Consider the following 21,077-nt stretch of genomic DNA (forward strand, 5'->3'; position numbering starts at 1 on the left):
GAATCATTGAGCCAGTTCCTGCGCGGTGCAGTTCGTCTGCACATCCTCTTCCACGCGAGTAGCGAGCCAGTACACGGCGCGTGGATGGCCGAGGAGCTGGCTACTCACGGCTACAAGATCTCGCCCGGCAGGCTCTATCCGATGCTGCACCGCATGCAGCAGGAGGGTCTGCTGACGTCCCGCCAGGAAGTGGTCGACGGACGCACTCGACGCGTTTACGAAATCACAGTTCCGGGGCAGGCGGCGCTCAATGACGAGCGCGCGGCGCTTGCCGAGTTGGCCGCGGAAATCCTCGGCGGTCCGGAGTCGGGCCCTCCGCAGAGGTGATCTGCGAGGACCGCACGCGCCAAGACGGACAAGGAATTTCCATGACTCAACACACTCCCTGGCTCGGCCGGTTAACCGCGACGCGCGCGCCTGCCGCGGTAGTGCTCATCCGGCTCTATGTGGGCATCGTATTCGCCGCGGAAGGAGCCTTGAAATTCCTGCGCCCCGAGACGCTGGGAGCCGGCCGGTTCCGGAGGGCCGGGATTCCGGCGTCCGACTTCTTCGCGTCCCTTGACGGAGTGGCTGAAATTGCCTGTGGTGCAATGCTCCTCGCCGGCCTGCTGACCCGGCTGGCCGCCGTGCCGATGATCGTCGACATGTTGGGGGCGCTGCTGATCACGAAGCTACCGATCCTGTGGGGGGATGCCGCCCTGTTTCGCGCCGAGCATGGTTGGTGGGACTTCATCCACGAATCGCGCGTCGACCTGGCCCAGCTGTGTGGCAGCGTGTTTCTCCTTGCCGTCGGCGCCGGGACGTTGTCCGTCGACGGTCGCCTGTCTGCCGCTCACCGGGTTTGATCTGCGGCCGCAAGCACCAAGTCGTTGGCCACCGTCATCAGGGCTTCTTGCGGCCCGAACGGCTCAACCGCCACTCGGGCGGGAAGTTCAGGTCATTGTCCTTGACCACGTTGTTGAGCCCCTGGTTGAAGGTGCCCTCGGTGAGATCGACTTCGCTCTCCTGATCGTTGGCGATCAGGGGCAGCATCCCCTCGACCATTCCGGTGAGGAGGCTGCCGAAGTATTCGCCCTTGTGTTGCTTGTAGAGCTCCAGGAAGGTCTTCTGCACCGCTACCGTGTCGGTGGGGCGGCAACGTGCGCACGCCAGGGCGTACTTCGCCGTCTCCTCTTCGAGTTTGTCGCGTGGCACCACGCTGTTGATGAACCCGCACTCGTACATCTCCTTGGCGCTGAAAGGACGCCCGGTGAACAGCATTTCAGAGAATTTCCGGAGGCCCATGGTTTCCGCCCACCACCACAGTCGTGGTCCCCAACCCACATACCGGAACGCAGGATGTCCGAACAGCGCGTCCTCGGAGGAGATGACCAGGTCGGCGTCACCGGCTTGATAGAAATGCCAGCCGTAGCAGTACCCCTTGGCCTCGATGATGCTGATCTTCCGAAGTTCCTGTAGGGGACGGTTTCCCGCGCGCGCCTTGGCATAGAAGTCGGTCACCGTGGACAGGTAGCGGTACGACCCTCCCGGCGGGTACTTCACCTCATCATCGTTGATCGCCAGTTCGTGCAGTAGCGGCATGCCCGGGTTCTCCAGCATTCCCCGCTGTTCGGGCAAATCCCCGCCGCTGCCGAAATCCTCGCCCTCGCCGCGTATCACCACGACCTTCACATCATCGTCCACGTTGCACTTGTGGATCAGGTCGGCGTAGTTCTGTCGCATCCCCATTGTGGTGCAGTTCTGCGCCTCGGGACGGTCGAACGTGATGTAGGCGATCCGGTTCTTGACGTCCTTCTCGAACTTGATGTACTGCTCGGCTTCCTTCTTCATCTCTTCGTAGTCGTAATCGGGCATATGACTCTCTCTCTACTCGAGGTCTTCGCTTGAACGCGCTGGCCGCGGCTACGGGAAGCGAAAACGACTGTGTGGCAATGTGATTCAATTGCCGCCGGTGACCGGTCGCGGGCTCGCATCGCCAGGACCGGTCAGCTGTCCTTTGGCGGGACTCTTCAGGATGCCGCCGGCGATCGCCGCCAGGATCTTGTCGAGTTGTTCGGCGGTGTCGATGATCCGATCGCCGTGGGCGAAACGCAGCAGCAAGCCGTTGATGAACGTCAGCGTGATGTTGCTCAAGTCCTCGACCACGGCCGGATCCAGCTCCGCCCCGCGCGGCATCAGCTGGACGAGGATCTCCCGATGCAGCTTGGTGAAGGCGTCGGTGCTGTGTGCCAGCGCGGCGGCCAATGCCGGGTCACGGGCTGACTGCATCGTCAGCTCGTACCTGGCTCTGGTTCGGGAAAGTTCCGGCTCGCAACCGGATTGGATCACCACCTGCGACAGCAGCGAGGACGATCGACGCCGGTTGTTCCGCCCGACTGAGCGGGCCCCGTCGGCGACCGACTGCAGGTTCGCCAGGTCCAGCTCTGCCAACCGCTCAGCAACAGCGAGCAACAACGCCGACCGGGTTCGGAAGTAGAAGGACGTGGTGCCGTCCGGTACGCCGCACTTGCGGTCGACCTTGAGATGGCTCAACCCCTTGGCTCCATCGTCGGCCAGCAGTTGAATCGCGGCATCGCACAGGTCACGACGGCGTTCGGCCGGGTTGGGTTTTCGTCGCTTGTCCATCGCCAATCCGTTTCGGGTTGAGCGCAGACGTTACTCTATATATGTAGTGTCAGCAAAGGGGCGCGCCCGCGCGAGCGGCGGTCAGCCGTATACCTGCGCGTAAAGCGCTTCGATCTCCGCCTGCGCGGGAACGACGGGATTGTTGGCCGGCGAACCGGATGCCACCGCTTGTTCGGCCATCAACGGGATCAGCGATTGCCAAGCGGCACTGTCGATGCCGTACGACCTGGGGGTGGGCACTTCAAGCTCAGCGCACAATTCGGTGAGGGCCACGACGAGCGAGCGAGCGGCAATCCCATCGCTCGTCACCGCGTCGGCAACCCCGTAGGCCCGGGCGCACTCCGCGTACCGCCCGGGCGCGCCGGCAACCGAGTATGCGGTGATGGCGGGGAAAAGCATGGCGTTGGACAATCCGTGCGCGACGTGGAAATGCGCGCCGATCGGACGGCTCATCCCGTGCACCAGCGCGACGCTGGAGTTGGAGAAGGCCATTCCGGCCTGGGTGGCTGCCGCCATCATCGCCGAGCGGGCCTTGGCGTCTGAGCCGTCGTGATAGGCCCGCTTCAGATGCGCCGCGATTGCCCTGATGGCCGACAACGCCAATCCGTCACTGATGGGATTGGCGCGGCGGCTGACATACGCTTCGACGGCGTGGGTCAACGCGTCCACACCGGTATCCGCGGTAAGTCGCGGCGGCATCGTCATGGTGAGCTCGAAATCGACGATCGCGGCTACCGGCAGGAACGACAGCCCGGGGCACAACATCTTCTCGTTGCTGTCGCTATCGCTGATAACCGTGAATTGCGTTGCTTCCGAACCACTTCCGGCGGTGGTCGGGATTGCGATGATCGGCAGGGCAGGCCCCGCGTAGCTGCCGGGAGCCTTGAACCTTCGCATCGGCCCGGGCTGTAACGCGAGCACGGCCAGCGCCTTCGCGGTATCGATCGGACTTCCGCCGCCAAATCCGACGACGCAGTCCGCTCGGTGCCCGAGCAACGCGTCAAGGCCTTGATCGAGCGAGGCGGTCGTCGGGTCGGCGACCGTGCGGTCAAATAATGCCGCGGGCCGGCCCGCCGCGCCCAGCAGATCCAGTACCCGTGCGGCAGCACCGGTTTCGTTGAGATAACGGTCAGTCACCACCAGCGGACGGCGCACTGCCAGTGTGTCGAGCACATCGCCCAACTGCACGAGCGCGCCGCCACCGAGCCGGATATGCCGAGGAAATGCGGCGGCTGTCGCCATTCATCCCTTCCCTGCGCTCTGAGCCGCCCCTCGCGGCCACAGCAGAAACACTACGACGAGCGGTGGGGGCGGCCCAGTAGAGCGGGAAGATCAGGTGCAGGGAATCCCGTGCGGTCCGCCGATCCACTGACCGGGTGGCGACTGCCACGGGCAGAACTGCTTTATCTGCCCAGGTGCCGGACGCCAGTTGTTGTCGTCAACCCTGGGTACGCCCGGCCCCGGAGGGTTCGGGAAGTTCGGCCCGGGCTTGGCCTGGGCGGTGCCTGCACCTACCCCGAGTGCGCCCGCTCCCACGACGCCGGCCATCAATGCCGTGCCGACCATCTTCTTCATATCCATGATGTCGCCTCCTCTTCCCGGCCCCGTCCTTACCTCGCCACAACGGGCGCTCGCGCCACTTTGGCGCCTGACACAATCCGGCCGAGGATGTCAGCACTACATGTGGTACCCCTCTTTACCGACTTCCAACCACTGGTCCGTTGTAGCGTGTGTCACGACATGGGCCGGCTCCGCAACTTAACCGCGCCAGCGGGGTGCCACTCCTGACTGATACCGGTCAACGGCGGGCAAACGCGGGTGCATGCTCGGGCAGCACCCCGACGCCGACAAAGTACGCAGGCACCAGGGAGAGCCACGGCAACCGTTCGACCAACCGGAGCAGGGCCGCCGGCGGGGCCGGGTCGGCACCACGGAGCAACGGTCCGAGCAGCCCACGATGCAGCATCCGCTGCACGAACTGCGTTATCACCGTTGGCAATAGACGGCGACGCCGCAGCGCTGCCAAGTCCCGCCCGGTGACGTGGTGGCGCCGCAGCGGTTCGGCCAATATGGTCGCCGCGGCGACGGCGTCCTGAACGGCCAGGTTGATGCCGACGCCGCCCAGCGGTGACATCGCATGCGCGGCGTCACCGATGCAGAGCAACCCGTCGCGGTGCCATTGGCGCAACCGATTGACCTTGACGTCGAGGTGCTTGACGTCGTCCATGGAAGCTAACTCCCCCACCGATGCCGCAGCCTCGGGCACCAGAGCTGCGACGCCGCGCCGGAATGCTTCGATGCCTTGAGCACGCAACTGTGCGTCTGTGCCCTTCATTCCGATGTAGGCAATCTGGAAGTAACCCTTTCGCGGGATCACAGCCAGCGCCTTGCCCGGACCGGTGCGGGGCAGGAAGGAGAACTCCGTGTCGTCGTCGCGCGGCAACCTGAACCACCAGACGTCGAACTTCACCGGGTAGTCACGGGTTTGCAGCCCCGCCTCGCGCCGGGCGATCGACCACCTGCCGTCGCAGGCGACGGTGAGTTCAGCGCGCAGTTCACCCGGGCCGTCTTCGTCCTGGTACCTGACCCCGGCGATCCGGCCATCTTCCTTGAGCAGTCCCGTGACTTCGGTGTTCATCCGCAGCGTGAAGGTGGGCTCCGCAGTGGCGGCTTCGGCAAGCAGATTGAGCAGATCCCACTGCGGAACCATGGCGATGAACGGATGGGGTTGATGCAGTCGCTCGAAGTCGATGTAGGTAACCGAGCGCCCGTTCTGTTCGAAGCTGGCTTTACGTACCTCATTGAACGGCAGCCGCGAGAACTGCTCCCACAAACCCAACTCGTCGAGTAATCGCATGGTCGAGCAGTGCACGGTATCGCCACGGAAATCACGCAGGAAGTCGCCGTGCTTCTCCAGCAGGGTGACGTCGACACCGGCACGTGCCAGAAGCAGCCCGAGGACCATGCCCGCCGGACCGCCTCCGATGATTGCGCACGTCGTCTTATCCGCCATTTGCGCTCAAGCATAGGGTCCGGCGACACCGCTGCCGACTTCCTGCCATCCGCTTTCACCGATGTGCGTCATGGGCAGTACGCAGAGCTCCCGGGCAGGTGGGCAGGGAGAACGACGGTCGGTTAAATCATCAGGCGACGAGTGCTGAGATATCGGCGCCGATGAGTTGAGCGGCACCGACGATGAGCAGGATTTCCAGCGCTACCGCTACGGTGATCAGCGTCACGTCGGCGGTGACTGGGTAACCGATCGCATTGACCAGACCCATCGGGTCACCGTTCGCGAACTCCCTGATGCCTTCGAGGAAGAGGTTCACGTTCCACGACGGTGCAGTGGTAAGCAGTGCGTTCACCAGGTCGGCCGTCGGCAGCAGCACCTGGTATCCGGTTCCCACCGACCGGGTGATCGTGTCCACGACCTCGGTATTGGCGGTTTGGATGCCGTCGATGATGCTGTCGATCGATATCGCCGGAGCAGCCAGAACGCCGCCGGATGCCGCCGTGCCGCTCGGTCCCAGCAGACTCGCCACGTCGACCGCAGGGATATCGAGACGGGTCATGCCGTAGCCGAAGTCGGTCAGCCCCTGCTGGGTCCCGGCCGCCAGAGCATCAATCACTGTAAGGGGGTTGACCTGCGGGAAGACCCCGAACGGGGTGGGCACGTTAGGTGGCGACGTCGAGTATCCGTAAGCCGGATCGCCGTAGCCGAGGTTGACGATCACCCTGAGGTTAGGCTGGACGAGGTCCGCCACCGGGTTGCCAAGCACTGGTATCGCCCGCACCGGCTCCAACAATGGCAGATTCTGGGTCGGGATGATGTAGTACTGCGTCATCGTCGGACCCACCGTGTTCGTCAACGGTATGGCAGCGTCGATCTGTGCCGGCGTCAAAAAGAAGTAGTTCTGGTGCAGGTAGTACGTACCCGCGATCGCGTTCAGTGTGGAGACGATGTTGAGCGGATAGCGCGGGAAGTCGGCAATTCCGTCGTATTCGATGGTGTAGATGCGCGTCGGGTAGAGGTTGTCCGGTGTTGCACCGGTAGCTGTCACCCCGAGGCTGGGAAATGAGACCCCGGGGAATCTCGCGGCTATGCCGCCGTTCGGGTTGCCGGGGTTGCCGATCAGGGTGAACGAAAGCTGTTCCGGACTTGGCGGATTGATAGAAGCCGCGAGCTTGGCCATCTCCAGCGAGGCGATGGTCGCGCTCTGGGAGTAGCCGAACACCGAGACGTTGTCGCCCGCCGCGAGGTGCCCCCGGATTGCGTTGTCCAGAATCGTGACACCCTGGGCGACCGAGGCGTCGAAGGTCAGGTTCTTGATCGCGACAACCGGATACAACCCTTCAGGGGTGAAGAGTGCGCGCGCAACCGAGTCGGGGGCGATGTTGGAGATATAGAGCTCGAACGCGCGTTGCACATACCTGGCCGACGGAATCGGGATGCCACTGCCCCCCATCACCTCAGCGACCGTCTGCGCCGCCGCGGTATTGGCCACCGCCTTGCCGGACGGCTCCAAGGCGGGTGTTCCCAAGTCCAGCAGGCTCGGCAGCCGTTGCTGCCACGCCGACAACTCGGCGGTGACCGCTCTGGCCCCGGCATGGTAGGCCGCCATGGCAGTCACATCTTGGGCCCACATCTGCTCATACAGTGATTCCACGGCTGCAATCGCCGAAGCATTCTGACCGAACAGGTTGGATGCCAACAGCGATACCACCTGGGAGCGGTTCACCGTGACGAGCGCAGGATGCACTGCCGCGTCCACCGCGGTCTCGAACTCCGACGCCGCGGTGCGGGCCAGAGCCGCCGCGCTCTCGGCGTGCCTGGCTGCGGTGTTCAACCAGGAAAGGTATGGTGCCGCGGCGCCAGCCATCGCCAGCGAAGCCGGCCCCTGCCAGTATCCGGTCACCAACCCGGTGGTGATCGATTCAAAAGCCCTAGCGGCACAGCGTAATTCGTCAGCCAGCCCATCCCATGCGGTTGCCGTCGCCAGCATCGGAAAGGGACCGGGACCGGTGTACAGGCGCGCGGAATTGATCTCGGGAGGGAGCACAGAAAAATTCGGCAGCACGGTCTGTTGTCCTTCGCGAAGCTGAAATGACCCTGCCGACAGGCGGGTCAACGACGGATTCCTAGCCGCCGATGTGTCCGATGCTCGGTTGACCCACCGGCACCGCCTGCGCACCACCGAGGTCATTGCCGGCCCGCACACAACCGGCGAGCATCGCTGCGACGAACACGGCCGCTGCCACCTGTGCCAACACTCGAGAGCCACCACTGTTACGCATCTTCGTCACCGCGTTCCTTTCGTTCGGCGAGGTTTCGGCTCGTTATGTGCCGGGATGTTATCCGCAGCACGGCGTCCAGAAAAGGTTTTCGAGAAAAGTAGTTGGAATAAATTCTGCCGCGTGCGAATGGTCACCGGAGCGTTTGAAAGTGCGTTACGGGGGCTCCCCCAGCCGCGCAGCACCTGCTGCTGGCGTGCCTTAATGGCACCGTGCCCCAACGACTTCGGCCGGTTGGCGATGATCGCAGCAATGACGCCAATTCATCCCGCAAACTGCGGCGTGAATTGACATCTCGCCAATTGAATAGCCGCGGAGCGCGCGATGTAAAGTAAATTTACGTTTCGGCGCGCTTCGGCCTCCGGACACAAATAACTATCCGCACGCAGGCGGAATACCGGCGCCTGAGACAGGCGCGACGCACCGTCACCCGGGGTAAGCCCCGCCCAGCTGCGGGCATAACCTGGCATGTGCAATGTTTTGATGACGGCAGCCCCGGCTGCATGGCGGCAGGTGACTGGTGATGGTGTCCGGACGAGCCGCTCCGACCCGGCCCGCCCACGGCCATCAGGTCCGAGCCCAGCGCACGCGCGCTCACGTGGTCGATGTGACCGTCCAGATCGTCCTCAGCGAGGGCATCGCGGCAGCCAGCGGTCGGCACATCGCCGACACCGCGGGCGTCAGCTGGGGCGTGATCCAATATCACTTCGGTGACCGCGACGGCTTGCTGATGGCGGTGGTGGAGCGGGGTTATGCCGAGCTACAGGAGGCGTTGCAGTCGCTGCCGCCGGCGACGGAGCACACCACCACGCGCGAGCGGGTCGAGGCTGCCGTGACGGCAGCCTGGACGGCGATGTCGAGCCCCACTGCACGCGCTGCGACCGAAATTCTGACCGGCACCCGGGCGACCCGCGGCACCAGCACCACCAAGCACATCCGGCGGCTCGGCAAGACGTTCAACACGTTGATCGCCAGCATCGACCGCGATCTGGGCCCCACCCGGACCGCAGCCATCGGTGAGCTGCTGCTGACCACCCTGCGCGGCATGGTGGCCAACCAGCTGGTGATGCACCGGCCCGTCGACACCACGAAGGAGCGCCAGCTGCTCGTCGACGTAGTGAGTAGCTACCTCGATCGGCCGACGGATTCAGCGCCGTGAGCGACACGATTCAGGCACTCCTGCGGCACCGGCTGTCGAGTTCCGGGATCGCCGTCAAATATGTTGACTTGCAATGGACTTGGAGTGAATACCTGGCACAGGCGGCGGCGCAGGCGGCAGCCCTGCTGGCTCTGGCGGACGCCGACCGGCCGATGCACATCGGTTCGCTGCTGGGTAATACGCCCGTTATGCTGATACAGATGGCGGCCGCGGGGCTGGGCGGCTACGTCCTGTGCGGGCTGAACACCACCCGGCGGGGTGAGGCACTGGCCGCCGACATCCGGCGCGCGGACTGCCAGATAGTCGTGACCGATGCCGAGCACCGCGCGCTGCTGGACGGGCTGGATTTGCCCGGAACGCAGTTGTTCGACACATCCTCACCGCAGTGGGCGGACCTCGTCGCCGGCGCCGGTCCACTGGTTCCTCACCGGCAGGTCGAGATGATGGACCCGTTCATGATGATCTTCACCTCGGGAACGAGCGGGAACCCCAAGGCGGTACCGGTGTCGCACCTGATGCCCACGTTCGCCGGGATCAACCTGGCCGAACGGTTTGCCTTGACCGAGCAGGACACTTGCTACGTGTCGATGCCGCTGTTCCACTCCAACGCGGTGGTCGCCGGATGGGCACCCGCGGTGGCATCCGGCGCATCGATCGTGCCGGCGAAGTTCTCGGCGGGCAGTTTCCTTTCCGATGTGCGCCGGTACGGCGTCACCTACATGAACTATGTCGGTAAGCCACTTGCCTACATCCTCGCCACCCCGGAGCGCGACGACGACGCGGACAACACCTTGCGGGTCGCGTTCGGCAACGAGGCCAACGAGAAAGACATCAAGGAGTTTGCGCGTCGCTTCGGCGTGCAGGTCGAGGACGGCTTCGGCTCCACCGAGAACGCCGTCGTGGTGATACGCGAGGCCGGCACCCCGCCCGGCTCGATCGGCAAAGGCGCTGCGGGGGTCGCCGTCTACCACAGTGAGACCGTCACCGAGTGCGAGGTGGCTCAGTTCGACGAGCACGGGACACTCATCAATGCCGACGACGCGGTGGGCGAGTTGGTCAACACCACAGGCTCGGGCCTGTTCGCCGGTTACTACAACGATCCGGAGGCCACCGCTGAACGCCTGCGGCACGGGATGTACTGGTCCGGGGATCTCGCATACAGGGATGCCCAGGGTTGGATCTACCTCGCCGGGCGCACCGCCGATTGGATGCGGGTGGACGGCGAGAATCTGGCAGCCGCTCCGATTGAACGAATCCTGCTGCGCCACAATGCGATAAACCGAGTCGCCGTGTATGCCGTGGCAGACGACCGGGTGGGTGACCAGGTGATGGCGGCCGTCGTGCTGCACGAGGGTCGCCCGTTCGACCCGGAATCGCTGGAAGCCTTCCTCGATGCCCAAGCCGACCTGTCCCCCAAAGCGCGACCCCGCTACATCCGGATCACGGCGGAAATGCCCAGCACCGCTACCCACAAAGTGCTCAAACGTCAGCTGATCGCCCAGGGGACCGCCGTCGGCGCCGACGAAGTCCTGTGGGTGCGCGAAGAACGCGGTACCGCGTACCGCATCGAGACCCAGGCTCGCCGTTGACGACTCAATGCCGGACGATGTCCGCATGACCGACTCCAGCGCGACCCGGGTGGCCGTGTACTTCGACTTCGACAACATCGTGATCTCGCGCTACGACCAGGTGCACGGCCGCAACACCTTCCAGCGGGACAAGGCCAAGGGATTGGACAAGGAACGGCTGCGGGCGGCTACCGTAGACCTGGGTGCGATCATGGACTTCGCCTCCTCCTTCGGCACGCTGGTGCTCACTCGCGCATATGCGGACTGGTCGGCGGAAGTCAACGCGGCATATCACCGCCAATTGGTTGGTCGCGCCGTGGATCTCGTGCAATTGTTCCCGGCGGCCGCCTATGGCAAGAACGGCGCCGACATCCGGCTGGCCGTCGATGCGGTCGAGGACATGTTTCGGCTGCCGGACCTGACGCACGTGGTGATCGTCGGCGGCGACTCCGACTACATCGCGCTGGCCCAGCGGTGCAAGCGGCTGGGCCGCTACGTCGTCGGGATCGGCGTGGCAGGCGCGAGCAGCCAGTCGCTGGCCGCCGCCTGCGATGAGTTCGTCACTTACGACGCGCTGCCCGGGATCTCGACCACCGCCGCGAGCCCTCCCGCCAAGAAGCGTGGACGCCACGCCAGCACCACCGAGTCCGAAGACGAGCCGTCGGCGCCGGATCCGCAGACCGCGGCGACCGGACTGCTTGAACGCGCGCTGCGCATCGGTCAGGAGAAAGACGATGCCGACTGGTTGCACAATTCCGCGGTCAAGGCCCAGATGAAGCGCATGGACCCGTCATTCAGCGAAAAGTCTTTGGGCTTCCGGTCTTTCAGTGACTTCCTGCGCTCCCGCAGCGATCTCGTCGAGCTCGACGAGTCCACCACCACGCGCACGGTGCGCCTCAAGACCGATGCGCCCTAACGATCGAGCTCACCGAGAATGCCGCGCTCGATGCTGATCCGGGTGTTGTCAGGCAGCACGATGAGCCCGTCGAGTTCGGTGCGCGCCAACTGATACGCGTGCTGGCGCTCCTGGGTGGTCGCGGCAGTGTCCTCGGCAATCCGCAGCAGACTCTGCGCGCGCGTCAGCCGCTGCTTTTCCTCTTTCGAGAAGTCGCTGCTGCGCCGGCGCATCGCCTCAGCCTCCGCGGCATTGAATGAGGTCACGTAATCCTCCACCGCGTCGAGATACGCCCGTGCGGCGTCGCGGTCGTCGAAGAGGTCTTCTGCCCGTGACGGCTTGTGCAGGTCTGCGCGCAGCTTGGCTCGATGAAAGCGAGTAGTGAGCGGGTCCCGCATGTCGGTCATCACCGGGTAGTCCAGCAACCGGGCCGCGTCGAGTTCGTATTCCAACCAGCGGGCATCGGTCTTGTCATGTGCATCGAGCGCACGCCGGATGGCCTGCCAGTGCGCCGCCGGGTTGCCGGCCGAGGCCGGCCGCGCCGTCGGGCCGGGATTCTCTTCGGCCGCCGAATGCCCGGCTTCCTGACCGGTCCGGCGTCTCATCGACGAGATCGTCTTGAAGCCGGCCGCCAGCAGGCCGATCAACGGCAAGGCAAGCAGCAGCAACTCAACTAAGCGGAAGAGCACGCCCACGACGCCAGGATGCCATCAGTTGCTCACCGCTTGTCGATTTGGCCGGCGGCGATCTGGTCAGCGGTCTTTGCTGCCACGCCGCCGACGAGGCGCGAGGCCACCTCGGGGGCATTGGCAGCGAAGCGCGCCAGTACCCGCTGCCGCAACGGCGCAACCGTGACCTCGCCGCGGTTGTGCTCGATCGCGCTCACGACTGCCGCTCCGACCTGTTCGGGCGTTCCGGTGCCGATCAGCGGCGGCGCGGCAGCCCCGGAGTCGGCGAACATGCCGGCGCCACCGATTGCGCCGGGGCTGACGACTGAGACGCCGACTCCGGCGGGCCGCAGGTCATCGCGCAGGCACAGGGCGAAACCGCGCAGACCGAACTTGGTCGCGGCATAAAGCGAAGCGCGGGCGGTGGCCGTCTTACCGGAGATCGACGAGATGTAGACGAAGTGCCCCGAACCCCGGGCGGTGAACGCCGGGATGAGTTCACGGGTCATCTGCACCGGAACCTCGAGATTGACCCGAAGTGCTCGATCGACCTGCTCCGCAGTGAAACCGTCGAGCTTGCCCGAGGCCGGCAGCGCCGCATTGGCGATTAACACGTCGATCGGCCCCGCCTCGCCCAGCAGCGCCGCGGCGGCGCCGGGTTCGGCGAGGTCGCTGACGATCTTCCGGTGCCCGCTACCCGACAGTGCGGTCACCAATTCGTCGAGTTCCTGGGACTTGCGCGAACTCACGATCAGCCGCGCACCGCGATCGGCGAGCGCCTTGGCGATCGCTCTCCCCAGGCCGCCGGTGGCTCCGGTGAGCAGAACTGTTTTGCCGGTTAACTCCATTGGGACGACGGTAGTCGATCGCATAAAGTCACGAAGCGGCAGCGATGTCCGGCAGCCCGTAGCGGGTTGCCCACGTCTGTGCCACCCAGGCGGGATTGCGGTGCAGGCCCATGGCCCGGTTGATCGCGGTCGTGACGCAGTGTGGAGCATCCATCAGCAGCATGTGCCCGGCGCCGGGTTGCTGCAGATACACCGCACCAGGGATCCCGGCCACCAGATCCCGCGCGTGGGCGTCGGGAGTGGTGATGTCCGCGCCCCCGCTGACGACGACCGTCCTGGCACCGATCGAGAACAGCGACCCGTACACGTCGTATTCGCTGAGGTTGAGCAGGAAACCGGCCGCGGTCGCGGGTGACACGGCGCGGGTGGATTCGGTGGCCATTGCGGCGAACCCACTGTGCTTGACCCGCCGCCCGGCACACCGGACGAGGGCGGCGTGCACTGGGCGCACCAGACACCGGATGGTCCGCTCGGTCGTTCGTCGGGGCATGCGGTTGACCAGGTCGAACATCGCCCGCGCGGTCGGGACGCTCAGCATGCGGCCCAGTCCGCGCTCCGCTATACGTCCGGCCGCGGCAGCGATCAGGACAAGACCTTCGGGCTCGACCGGCCGTTCGTGGGCAGGCCGGCTCAGGTAGGCCAGTGCGGTCATTCCGCCCAGCGAGTGGCCGGCCAGCGTGACTGGCCCGCTGACCCGCAAAGCGGTGAGGACCTCGGCGAGATCGGCGGCCAGCCGGGCGACCCGGTAGGTGTGCGTCGGCCCGCCGGCCGAACGGCCATGGCCCCGGTGGTCGTAGGAGATGATGCGCAGCGCACTGCCCCACCGGTGTGTCAGCTGGCGAATCTGGATCGCCCAGCTGTCCTGCGTCAGGCACAGTCCGTGCAGCAGCACCACGGTGTGCAATGGCCGGCCCACTCCATAGTCGCGGACCGCCAGCCGCACCCCGTCACTGGTGAGTATGGTTTGCTCGTTGTAGAACTGTTGCGGCGCAACCTGATTCAGCTGGGGCACGGTGTCTCCTGACCGGTGTCGATGTCGGGCAGGCCGTTGCCTGCTGGTTGTCACGCTTGAAATTACGGGCCGGCGATGCTCGATGCGCGCTTGTGTGCGATAGCCGCGCAACAAGCAATGTGCAGGTTTTGCGCGTTCTGTTCACGGCCATACAAACCAGTGTCGTGCGTATGGTGACGCGGCGGCATCCGCGCGCGCCCGGGTGTGCCACCATGACATGGCGCCTACAGTCAGGAGAACTGATGCCGAACCGATTGACCGACAAAGTCGCCCTCATAAGTGGAGGTGCCCGCGGCATGGGCGCCTCGCACGTCCGGGCATTGGTGGATGAGGGCGCCAAGGTGGTTTTCGGCGACATCCTCGACGACGAAGGCAATGCGGTTGCGGCCGAAGTCGGCGACGCCGCAAGATATCTGCACCTCGACGTGACCGACCCGGGTCAGTGGGACGCGGCGGTCCAGACCACCCTTGCCGAGTTCGGTCGCCTGGACATTCTGGTGAACAACGCGGGTATCATCAACATCGGAACTCTCGAGGATTACGAGCTTTCCGAATGGCATCGGATCCTGGACATCAATCTCACCGGTGTCTTCCTGGGTATCCGATCGGTCGTCAAACCGATGAAGGCCGCGGGCCGTGGGTCCATCATCAACATCTCCTCCATTGAGGGGCTGGCCGGCACGATCGCCTGCCACGGCTACACCGCTACGAAATTCGCCGTCCGTGGCCTGACCAAGTCGGCCGCGCTGGAGCTGGGTCCCAGCGGGATCCGGGTGAACTCCATCCACCCCGGTCTCATCAGAACCCCGATGACCGAATGGGTACCCGAGGACATTTTCCAAACGGCGTTGGGCCGCATCGCCGAACCTCAGGAAGTGTCGAACCTGGTGATCTATCTCGCCAGCGACGAATCCAGCTATTCAACCGGTTCGGAATTCGTGGTGGACGGGGGCTGCGTGGCCGGCCTCGGCCACAAAGACTTCTCCAACGTCGACACTGCCGGCCAACCGGATTGGGTCACCTGAGCACTGCCCGCAGGTGCCGGCACCGACTGGCGAAGAACGCCAGGGAGATTGGCGCCTGCGGCGCCAGCAGGTCAAAGGCGTGGAACGCACCCGGGGCCGATGTGTTCGTGCGCGGCCACGCCATCGTGGCGCAGGGGCTGCGCATAGGCAACGCACTCTTGGTGAAACAGATCAAGGATTCCGACCCCGATCCAAACCGGCGGTAGACGGTCAGACTGGCCAATCGCATCAACGCACGGGGCACCCGCAGACCGCAAGTCCGTAGCCACGAGGCAGGAACCGGGCGATCGGACGCAGGCCCGGGTCGATCGCCTGCCGTGAGATGAACGCTTCGGCACGATACTCGTTGTCCATCAGCCCCAGACCCTACATTTCCGGCCTTCGCCGGTCCCCCGCAGTTGTTACCCCCGGGACAACCAAGGCCACCTGTTTTAGGGACGGAAGTCACTAGAGACCGTGGGTCCGCGCTACCAACATGGTTGGCGTGACTGCTTTCTCCTCTGTCGGAACATTACCGATCTCCACTGTGACCGGCGACCCGGTGGCGCGCGTCGCCGGCGACGCCACCCTCGCCGACGCCGCGCGCGCGATGGCGGCCGACAATGTCGGTGCGATGGTCGTCGGCATCGACGACAGCCCGCGCGCGCTGGTCAGCGAACGTGATGTCGTTCGGGCCGTGGCTGCGGGAATGGACCCGGAAACCGTGCGGGCCGTCGATGTCGCAAGCACCAAGCTGGTGTGGTGCGACGCCGCAGCCACCATCGACGAAGTCGCGACCCAGATGATGGACCGCTACATCCGGCATATTCTGGTCGAACGCAACGGCGAGCTGGTCGGCATCGTATCGGCCCGCGACGTGCTCGGCGTCTACTGCTCGGAAGCCGACCTGAACGGCGGTTAGTATGCGTCCGGGTCGCGTTGCACCGCGGCGGGCACAGGGTGTTGGTAGAGCCGAGAAGCGTTCTCCCAGGTGATTTTACGGATTATGTCGCCCGGAAGACCGCCGATCTCGTCGTGAATGGTCTGCTGCGTGTGCGGCCACGTCGAGTCACAGTGCGGATAGTCGGCTTCCAGCATGATGTTGTCCGCCCCGATGCGGTCGTATTGCACGAACGACGACTTGTCCTCGACTGCGCAGAACCAGAAGTTGCGCTTGAAAACCTCTGCTGGTGTTAGTTTTTCCCCCAGAGCACGCCAGGTGCCATACATCTCGTGATAGCTGAGCATGTGGTCCAGCCGGTCCAACAGGCCGGCGACCCAACCGATCCCGCCCTCAGACAGGCAGACTTTGAGATCTGGGAATCTGCTCGGCAACCCTGAGTACAGCCAGTCCACCGCCGCCGAGATCGCGTAGGCGAAAAACAACACACCCTGCACATCGGGCGGCGCGTCCGCGGTGGTCGACGGCGACGATCCGGAGGACCCGACGTGCAGGTTCACCACCGTGCCGGTATCGGCGCACGCCGCCATCATCGGCTCCCAATAGCCCGAGTGGATGCTCGGCAGACCCAGCATCGCCGGGTTCTCGCTGAACGTCACGGCGTGAAACCCGCGACCGGCGTTCTCGTAGATCATCTTTGCGCCCAATGCCGGATCCAGCAGCCACGGCAACTGACACGGAATGATCCGGCCGAGGTACGGCCCCGCCCATGCTTCGAGATGCCAGTCGTTCCATGCGCGCACCGAGGCCAATGCGAGGTCCCGATCCGTGGTTACCTGCTGCAGCCGTTGGCCGGCAAAACCCGGCAGAAACGACGGGAAGTTCAACGACGCATAGATGCCGTTGAGATCCATGTCCTTGATCCGCGCATGGATATCCCACGCCCCACTGCGCATTTCGTCGAACCGGACCGGCTCGAAACCATATTCCGAGACGGGCCGCCCCACCACCGCGTTGAAGCCGACGTTGGGCAGCGCCTTGCCGTCGTACACCCAGGTCTGCCCGCCTTGCGGGGTGTCCACCACCCTGGGTGCGCGGTCGGCGAACTTGCGCGGCAGACGTCCGGTGAAGGTGTCCGGCGGTTCGACGATGTGATCGTCCACCGAGATCACCGTGTAGCGGCGGGCCGCCCTGGGGGGATCCGGCAGGAATGTGACGGTCCGCTGTTCACCGGTCTTGGCGGTGGTGAAACTGAGGTCGGCCGCCAATTCGTCGATCGATTTCATATCGGTCTCCTTCCGTCGCCGAGCAGACACGAAATCGCATGATTTCCGATGAATCCGAGCGATTTTGCGTCTGCTCGCGGGTCAGGTGAGCACATCGGGATCGGCTTTGATCGTCATTCGTGCCGCGCCCGCCCAGTAGACGTCGGCCGCGCGCTCGATCAGCGAGGCCCGCATGCCCACCATGTCCGACCACTTCATCTCACTGGGGGTGACGCCGGTCAGCATGACGTCGTAGGCCATCCGGCATACCCGTTCGATGGATGCCGCCCGGTACACGGCTTCGGGCAGATTGCGGCCGGTGGTGATGACGCCGTGGTTGGCCAGCACCGTCAGGTTGGCGTTGCCGATACGGGCTGCCAGATCCGCTGCACGCAAGGGTGAATCGATCTCTCCCCCATATTCCCCGACGAGGCACATATCGTCCAGGAACAACGATCCGGTCTGGTGCACCAACTCGGGCAGCCGGCCGAGCGCTGCCACTACACAGACGTAGTAGGGGTGATTGTGGATGACGACTCGCGCGTCATCGCGGACACGGTGCAGTTCGGTGTGGATGTGGATGGCCGGCGTGACATCCCAACGGCCGCTTATCACGCGAGCGTCGGCGTCAACCTCGCAGATGTCCGATGCGGAGAGTTCTTGCCACCACAGTCCCCACGGATTGACCAACATATCGGTCTGTCCGTCGCGCTGCCAGGTGATGTGTCCGGCCATGTTCTCTGCGAAACCGATCGAGGCGAGGTGGCGGAACGCCACGGCGAGCGCCTGCTCGTCGGACAGGTCGACCCCGATCGGGGGCATCACAGCGGGGGCCCAAACCTCCAGCCCGCCTCGCCGCACTTGCGGAGCATTCATAACGGGGACTCCATTCTGCCTCGAAGATACTGGCGGAGTTGGCCTTTGGCGACCTTGCCGCCGGACGAACGGGGCAGCTCGTCAACAACGATAAGCCGCTCGGGCAACATTTCCTTGGAAACTCCTAGCGCCAGTAAATGATTGACGAGCTGCGGTAGGTCGACTGTGTGAGAGTCAACGAGTTCGGCGTAGAGACAGACCCTTTCACCGAACACCGGATCGGGCATCGCAACTGCGGCCGCCACCGCCAGCGCCGGATGGGTCATGGCGGCGTCTTCGACCTCGGCGGCGCTGATGTTCTTGCCGCCCCGCACAATGAAGTCGGAGATGCGACCGGTGACGGTCAGGTAACCGTCCGAGTCGATTTCGCAGATGTCCCCCATCCGCATCCACCCGTCGCCGGTGAACAGCCGGTCGTGGTCGGTCCCGTCCAGGTAGCCGAGGCTGGTCGCCGGGCCGCGACAGGCGGGCTGGCCGCGCCCGGCCGACGTCACGTCGCGGTCGCCGTCGTACAGGCGAACCTGCATCTCCGGAACGATCCGGCCACCGGTACGCAGGCGGTGGTGCAGCGTGTCGTCCAGGTTGGTCGCGCTGAGCAGGCCTGTCTCATTGGAACCGTAGAACTGCAGAATCTTGGCGCCGGTGAGCTCCTCGAAATCCGCGGCCGGCCGGTACGGCAGCGCCTCGCCACCGGAAAACACCACCCGAAGTGAGCTCAAGTCATTCTCACGAACAGCAGCGTCGGCCATTAGCATCGTCAATTGAGTACTCACACAACACAATACGGTTACCTTATGCTCAGCTATCGCCTCGCACGCCGCCTTGGCGGAGAATCGTTGCAGCAGTACGGTGGTGGCTCCCAGATAGATTGGGGTGGTGTGGCTGGTCCAGATTCCGAACCCGAATGGCGTCGGTATGACGGGCAGGAAGATGTCCGCGGAGCTCAGCAGCCCGTTGTCGACCGCCTTCCGGTGGAAATAGTGCCAACGATTTTGGGTGTGCACCACGCACTTAGGCAGCCCCGTGGTCCCTGAGGTGGAGTTGATCAGGAAGACATCGTCGGGGCCGAGTTGCGTCTCGACGCTGCACCTCGCGGCCGGTGCATCGATGTCGAGCCGCAGCCCTGTGTCATCGCGGACGAGCACCTGCTGGGTAATCGGTTGGGAGGCAGTCACATCCGCCGCTGTGGCGCTACGCTGCTGGTCGCTGATCAACATTTTCGGTTCGGTGCGATTCAGCAAGTGGGCGACTTCGCGGATCCCGGCGCGTGCGCCGATGCCGACGACGACGGCGCCGCACCGCTCGACGGCGACGAACAGCACATGGATCGCGGCCGTATCGCCGTGCCAGACCGCAACCCGGTCGCCCCGGCTCACCCCGCAGCCGGCCAGCTGTTCGGCGAGTGCGGTCGCCGCCGCGTCGAAGTCAGCCCACGTCAGGGTGGCGTCGGGTTGGTCGACGTAGGCCACCCGATCGGATAGTCGCCCGGCATTGCGACGAACGGCATCGGACAACGTCGAGTCGGACCACCAGCCGGCCGCACGGAAGCGCCGGACGTCCTCGGGCGCGAAGGCCGGCGATCGCACGATGCTGAGCGCGCCGGCGGTCATGCATAGATGATAGGAAAGCTCTGGGTGATGCAGGTCACGAGTCGTCGTGCCACCCGGTCCGCTGGTCGCGTTTCTCCCCGCTGAGCTGCACTCCAAGAATCCATGGAGAACCTTTCAAGCCTTGCCGCGCAGTCTTGTGTCGCCCGATTCCCAGCGGGCGCTCACCGACATCAGGAGTCCAGCGACCGTTATGGCCATCATCGATTCGCCGACGCACCACCACCCACATCCACCCACCGGCTTCCGGGAGCAACCCAGGCGCCACCCATGGGAGATCGGGCTGCTCGTGCTGGTCATCGCGTCCAGCATCGTGCTGTATCTGATCGCGTTCGCGGTGGTGGTGGCCGGCAAGGTCAGCTTGCTGTGGCTGTCGGTGCTGGCCACTCCCCTCCTACTGTTTCTCGGTCGGGGTCTGAACTACGGCCGGCAGCGCACCAACGGCGTCAAGATGTCTCCGACCCAGTTTCCCGAGGGCTACTGGCTTGTCGTCGAGGCAGCCCAGCGTTTCGGTCTCGCCGAGGTACCGGACGCCTACGTCGTGCTGGGCAACGGGCAGATCAACGCGTTCGCCAGCGGTCACGGCTTCCGCCGCTACGTGGTGGTCTACAGCGACCTGTTCGAGATCGGTGGGCAGGCACGCGATCCGGAGGCCCTGGCCTTCGTCATCGGTCACGAGGTCGGCCACATCGCGGCCGGGCACGCGTCCTACTGGCGCCAGCTGAGCCAGCTGGCCATGAAAATCCCGTTTTTGGGGCAGGCCCTGTCACGGTCCATGGAATACACCGCCGACAACTACGGCTACGCTTTCCGCCCGGAAGGCGCCCGACGCGCGATCGGTGTCCTCAGCGCCGGTAAGTACCTGTTGCGCTGGGTCGATTTCGACAGCATGGCCGACCGCGCCGCAGCAGAGACCGGTTTCTTCCCCTGGCTGGCCAACATGGTGGCATCGCACCCGGTGAACACCTGGCGTGCTTCGGCGCTGCGCAATCGCGCCGTCGCCGGCGCCCTGTTCTTCCGGCCCAGGCAACCGGCTGCGCTTGTCGCCCCGCAATGGCCTGCCCCCGGCAATGCCCCCTGGCCCAGGTAGGCGCGGCTGCGATGAAGACCAAAATCGTCGTGCTGCTGACCGGCTGGGCCGTCGCCGTGGTGCTGCTGCTGCACTATGTAGTGCTGAGTCGGGCCGGCCTTCCGGTGGGCTGGATGCTCTACCTGGGACTGCCGATCACTGCGGCCGGGGTGCTCTTCGCGCTGCAGCTGGCGAATGTCGGCGCCGGATGGGAGACCAAGACGGTGGACCGTCGCCTCGTCACCCGGTCGCGAAGCGGTGAATCGCCCTCCGGACAGGTGTGAGGGA

22 protein-coding genes are annotated in these 21,077 nt (G+C 64.8%); 9 read left to right on the forward strand and 13 right to left on the reverse strand.

Going from position 1 to position 21,077, the window contains the following annotated elements; translation table 11 throughout:
• Positions 1-6: 6 nt before the first annotated feature.
• Positions 7-327, forward strand: coding sequence for an Rv3488 family transcriptional regulator (locus tag AC5Y7D_RS03815; RefSeq protein ID WP_499921813.1), 321 nt, complete (start codon positions 7-9; stop codon positions 325-327).
• Between the two features lie 41 nt (positions 328-368).
• Positions 369-845, forward strand: coding sequence for a DoxX family protein (locus tag AC5Y7D_RS03820; protein WP_499921815.1), 477 nt, complete (start codon positions 369-371; stop codon positions 843-845).
• A 37-nt stretch (positions 846-882) separates the two neighbouring features.
• Here AC5Y7D_RS03820 and AC5Y7D_RS03825 read toward each other — a convergent pair whose 3' ends face one another.
• The 7 genes from AC5Y7D_RS03825 to AC5Y7D_RS03855 form a co-directional block, all read right to left on the reverse strand.
• The gene (locus AC5Y7D_RS03825; RefSeq protein ID WP_499921817.1) at positions 883-1,854 is read right to left on the reverse strand and encodes an enoyl-CoA hydratase/isomerase family protein; all 972 of its coding nucleotides are present in this window, start codon (positions 1,852-1,854) and stop codon (positions 883-885) included.
• Positions 1,855-1,938: 84 nt separating this feature from the next.
• On the reverse strand, positions 1,939-2,625 hold the full coding sequence (locus AC5Y7D_RS03830) for a TetR/AcrR family transcriptional regulator (RefSeq protein WP_499921819.1): 687 nt from the start codon (positions 2,623-2,625) through the stop codon (positions 1,939-1,941).
• An 81-nt stretch (positions 2,626-2,706) separates the two neighbouring features.
• Positions 2,707-3,867, reverse strand: coding sequence for an iron-containing alcohol dehydrogenase (locus tag AC5Y7D_RS03835; RefSeq protein ID WP_499921821.1), 1,161 nt, complete (start codon positions 3,865-3,867; stop codon positions 2,707-2,709).
• Positions 3,868-3,957: 90 nt separating this feature from the next.
• Entirely contained in the window at positions 3,958-4,206 is a 249-nt protein-coding gene (locus AC5Y7D_RS03840) for a hypothetical protein (RefSeq protein WP_499921823.1), read from the reverse strand.
• 217 nt (positions 4,207-4,423) lie between these two features.
• Complete coding sequence (locus AC5Y7D_RS03845) at positions 4,424-5,638, reverse strand: FAD-dependent oxidoreductase (protein ID WP_499921825.1); 1,215 nt, start codon at positions 5,636-5,638, stop codon at positions 4,424-4,426.
• A gap of 130 nt (positions 5,639-5,768) precedes the next feature.
• Entirely contained in the window at positions 5,769-7,703 is a 1,935-nt protein-coding gene (locus tag AC5Y7D_RS03850) for a PPE family protein (RefSeq protein WP_499922167.1), read from the reverse strand.
• Between the two features lie 61 nt (positions 7,704-7,764).
• The gene (locus AC5Y7D_RS03855) at positions 7,765-7,929 is read right to left on the reverse strand and encodes a hypothetical protein (RefSeq protein ID WP_499921827.1); all 165 of its coding nucleotides are present in this window, start codon (positions 7,927-7,929) and stop codon (positions 7,765-7,767) included.
• Positions 7,930-8,440: 511 nt separating this feature from the next.
• Between AC5Y7D_RS03855 and AC5Y7D_RS03860 the strand changes: the two genes are divergently transcribed.
• The 3 genes from AC5Y7D_RS03860 to AC5Y7D_RS03870 are packed head-to-tail and all read left to right on the forward strand — an operon-like array spanning position 8,441 to position 11,560.
• Positions 8,441-9,076 (forward strand): TetR/AcrR family transcriptional regulator, encoded by a 636-nt coding sequence (locus AC5Y7D_RS03860; protein WP_499921829.1) that lies wholly within the window; start codon positions 8,441-8,443, stop codon positions 9,074-9,076.
• A complete protein-coding gene (fadD1, locus tag AC5Y7D_RS03865; RefSeq protein WP_499921831.1) occupies positions 9,073-10,665 on the forward strand; it encodes a fatty-acid--CoA ligase FadD1 in 1,593 nt (530 codons plus the stop codon). The genes AC5Y7D_RS03860 and fadD1 overlap by 4 nt, the downstream gene beginning before the upstream one ends.
• 25 nt (positions 10,666-10,690) lie before the next feature.
• Complete coding sequence (locus AC5Y7D_RS03870) at positions 10,691-11,560, forward strand: NYN domain-containing protein (protein WP_499921833.1); 870 nt, start codon at positions 10,691-10,693, stop codon at positions 11,558-11,560.
• Here AC5Y7D_RS03870 and AC5Y7D_RS03875 read toward each other — a convergent pair.
• From AC5Y7D_RS03875 to AC5Y7D_RS03885, 3 genes are read right to left on the reverse strand one after another with little or no spacing between them, the layout of a single operon-like run.
• Positions 11,557-12,234: a hypothetical protein gene (locus AC5Y7D_RS03875; protein ID WP_499921835.1), complete on the reverse strand. Its 678-nt coding sequence runs from the start codon at positions 12,232-12,234 to the stop codon at positions 11,557-11,559. The genes AC5Y7D_RS03870 and AC5Y7D_RS03875 overlap by 4 nt on opposite strands.
• 23 nt (positions 12,235-12,257) lie before the next feature.
• Positions 12,258-13,055: an SDR family NAD(P)-dependent oxidoreductase gene (locus AC5Y7D_RS03880; RefSeq protein ID WP_499921837.1), complete on the reverse strand. Its 798-nt coding sequence runs from the start codon at positions 13,053-13,055 to the stop codon at positions 12,258-12,260.
• Between the two features lie 28 nt (positions 13,056-13,083).
• Positions 13,084-14,067, reverse strand: coding sequence for an alpha/beta fold hydrolase (locus AC5Y7D_RS03885; RefSeq protein ID WP_499921839.1), 984 nt, complete (start codon positions 14,065-14,067; stop codon positions 13,084-13,086).
• A 242-nt stretch (positions 14,068-14,309) separates the two neighbouring features.
• Here AC5Y7D_RS03885 and AC5Y7D_RS03890 point away from each other — a divergent pair, with 242 nt between their 5' ends.
• Positions 14,310-15,092: an SDR family oxidoreductase gene (locus tag AC5Y7D_RS03890; protein ID WP_499921841.1), complete on the forward strand. Its 783-nt coding sequence runs from the start codon at positions 14,310-14,312 to the stop codon at positions 15,090-15,092.
• A gap of 475 nt (positions 15,093-15,567) precedes the next feature.
• Positions 15,568-15,993 carry a CBS domain-containing protein gene (locus AC5Y7D_RS03895; protein WP_499921843.1) on the forward strand — a complete coding sequence of 142 codons (426 nt, stop codon included), beginning with the start codon at positions 15,568-15,570 and terminating at the stop codon, positions 15,991-15,993.
• Here the strand turns inward: AC5Y7D_RS03895 and AC5Y7D_RS03900 are convergent.
• The 3 genes from AC5Y7D_RS03900 to AC5Y7D_RS03910 all read right to left on the reverse strand — a co-directional run bounded on the left by AC5Y7D_RS03900 (position 15,990) and on the right by AC5Y7D_RS03910 (position 19,723).
• Positions 15,990-17,258 carry an amidohydrolase family protein gene (locus AC5Y7D_RS03900; protein ID WP_499921845.1) on the reverse strand — a complete coding sequence of 423 codons (1,269 nt, stop codon included), beginning with the start codon at positions 17,256-17,258 and terminating at the stop codon, positions 15,990-15,992. The genes AC5Y7D_RS03895 and AC5Y7D_RS03900 overlap by 4 nt on opposite strands.
• A gap of 81 nt (positions 17,259-17,339) precedes the next feature.
• Entirely contained in the window at positions 17,340-18,113 is a 774-nt protein-coding gene (locus tag AC5Y7D_RS03905; protein WP_499921847.1) for a class II aldolase/adducin family protein, read from the reverse strand.
• Positions 18,110-19,723, reverse strand: a complete 1,614-nt coding sequence (locus AC5Y7D_RS03910) for a class I adenylate-forming enzyme family protein (RefSeq protein WP_499921849.1) — start codon at positions 19,721-19,723, stop codon at positions 18,110-18,112. The genes AC5Y7D_RS03905 and AC5Y7D_RS03910 overlap by 4 nt, the downstream gene beginning before the upstream one ends.
• 190 nt (positions 19,724-19,913) lie before the next feature.
• Here AC5Y7D_RS03910 and AC5Y7D_RS03915 point away from each other — a divergent pair, with 190 nt between their 5' ends.
• Positions 19,914-20,810, forward strand: coding sequence for a M48 family metallopeptidase (locus AC5Y7D_RS03915; RefSeq protein WP_499921851.1), 897 nt, complete (start codon positions 19,914-19,916; stop codon positions 20,808-20,810).
• Positions 20,811-20,821: 11 nt separating this feature from the next.
• Entirely contained in the window at positions 20,822-21,073 is a 252-nt protein-coding gene (locus AC5Y7D_RS03920; protein ID WP_499921852.1) for a hypothetical protein, read from the forward strand.
• Positions 21,074-21,077: the final 4 nt, after the last annotated feature.

The organism is Mycobacterium sp. NGS49, assembly GCF_059812565.1.

What these genes read in the sequence shown, in the direction of transcription:
- AC5Y7D_RS03820 (WP_499921815.1), top strand. Translation starts at nt 369, where the DNA reads ATGACTCAACACACTCCCTGGCTCGGCCGGTTAACCGCGACGCGCGCG.
- AC5Y7D_RS03825 (WP_499921817.1), bottom strand. Translation starts at nt 1,854, where the DNA reads ATGCCCGATTACGACTACGAAGAGATGAAGAAGGAAGCCGAGCAGTAC.
- AC5Y7D_RS03830 (WP_499921819.1), bottom strand. Translation starts at nt 2,625, where the DNA reads ATGGACAAGCGACGAAAACCCAACCCGGCCGAACGCCGTCGTGACCTG.
- AC5Y7D_RS03835 (WP_499921821.1), bottom strand. Translation starts at nt 3,867, where the DNA reads ATGGCGACAGCCGCCGCATTTCCTCGGCATATCCGGCTCGGTGGCGGC.
- AC5Y7D_RS03840 (WP_499921823.1), bottom strand. Translation starts at nt 4,206, where the DNA reads ATGGATATGAAGAAGATGGTCGGCACGGCATTGATGGCCGGCGTCGTG.
- AC5Y7D_RS03845 (WP_499921825.1), bottom strand. Translation starts at nt 5,638, where the DNA reads ATGGCGGATAAGACGACGTGCGCAATCATCGGAGGCGGTCCGGCGGGC.
- AC5Y7D_RS03860 (WP_499921829.1), top strand. Translation starts at nt 8,441, where the DNA reads ATGGTGTCCGGACGAGCCGCTCCGACCCGGCCCGCCCACGGCCATCAG.
- AC5Y7D_RS03870 (WP_499921833.1), top strand. Translation starts at nt 10,691, where the DNA reads ATGACCGACTCCAGCGCGACCCGGGTGGCCGTGTACTTCGACTTCGAC.
- AC5Y7D_RS03880 (WP_499921837.1), bottom strand. Translation starts at nt 13,055, where the DNA reads ATGGAGTTAACCGGCAAAACAGTTCTGCTCACCGGAGCCACCGGCGGC.
- AC5Y7D_RS03890 (WP_499921841.1), top strand. Translation starts at nt 14,310, where the DNA reads ATGCCGAACCGATTGACCGACAAAGTCGCCCTCATAAGTGGAGGTGCC.
- AC5Y7D_RS03895 (WP_499921843.1), top strand. Translation starts at nt 15,568, where the DNA reads ATGGTTGGCGTGACTGCTTTCTCCTCTGTCGGAACATTACCGATCTCC.
- AC5Y7D_RS03900 (WP_499921845.1), bottom strand. Translation starts at nt 17,258, where the DNA reads ATGAAATCGATCGACGAATTGGCGGCCGACCTCAGTTTCACCACCGCC.
- AC5Y7D_RS03905 (WP_499921847.1), bottom strand. Translation starts at nt 18,113, where the DNA reads ATGAATGCTCCGCAAGTGCGGCGAGGCGGGCTGGAGGTTTGGGCCCCC.
- AC5Y7D_RS03910 (WP_499921849.1), bottom strand. Translation starts at nt 19,723, where the DNA reads ATGACCGCCGGCGCGCTCAGCATCGTGCGATCGCCGGCCTTCGCGCCC.
- AC5Y7D_RS03915 (WP_499921851.1), top strand. Translation starts at nt 19,914, where the DNA reads ATGGCCATCATCGATTCGCCGACGCACCACCACCCACATCCACCCACC.
- AC5Y7D_RS03920 (WP_499921852.1), top strand. Translation starts at nt 20,822, where the DNA reads ATGAAGACCAAAATCGTCGTGCTGCTGACCGGCTGGGCCGTCGCCGTG.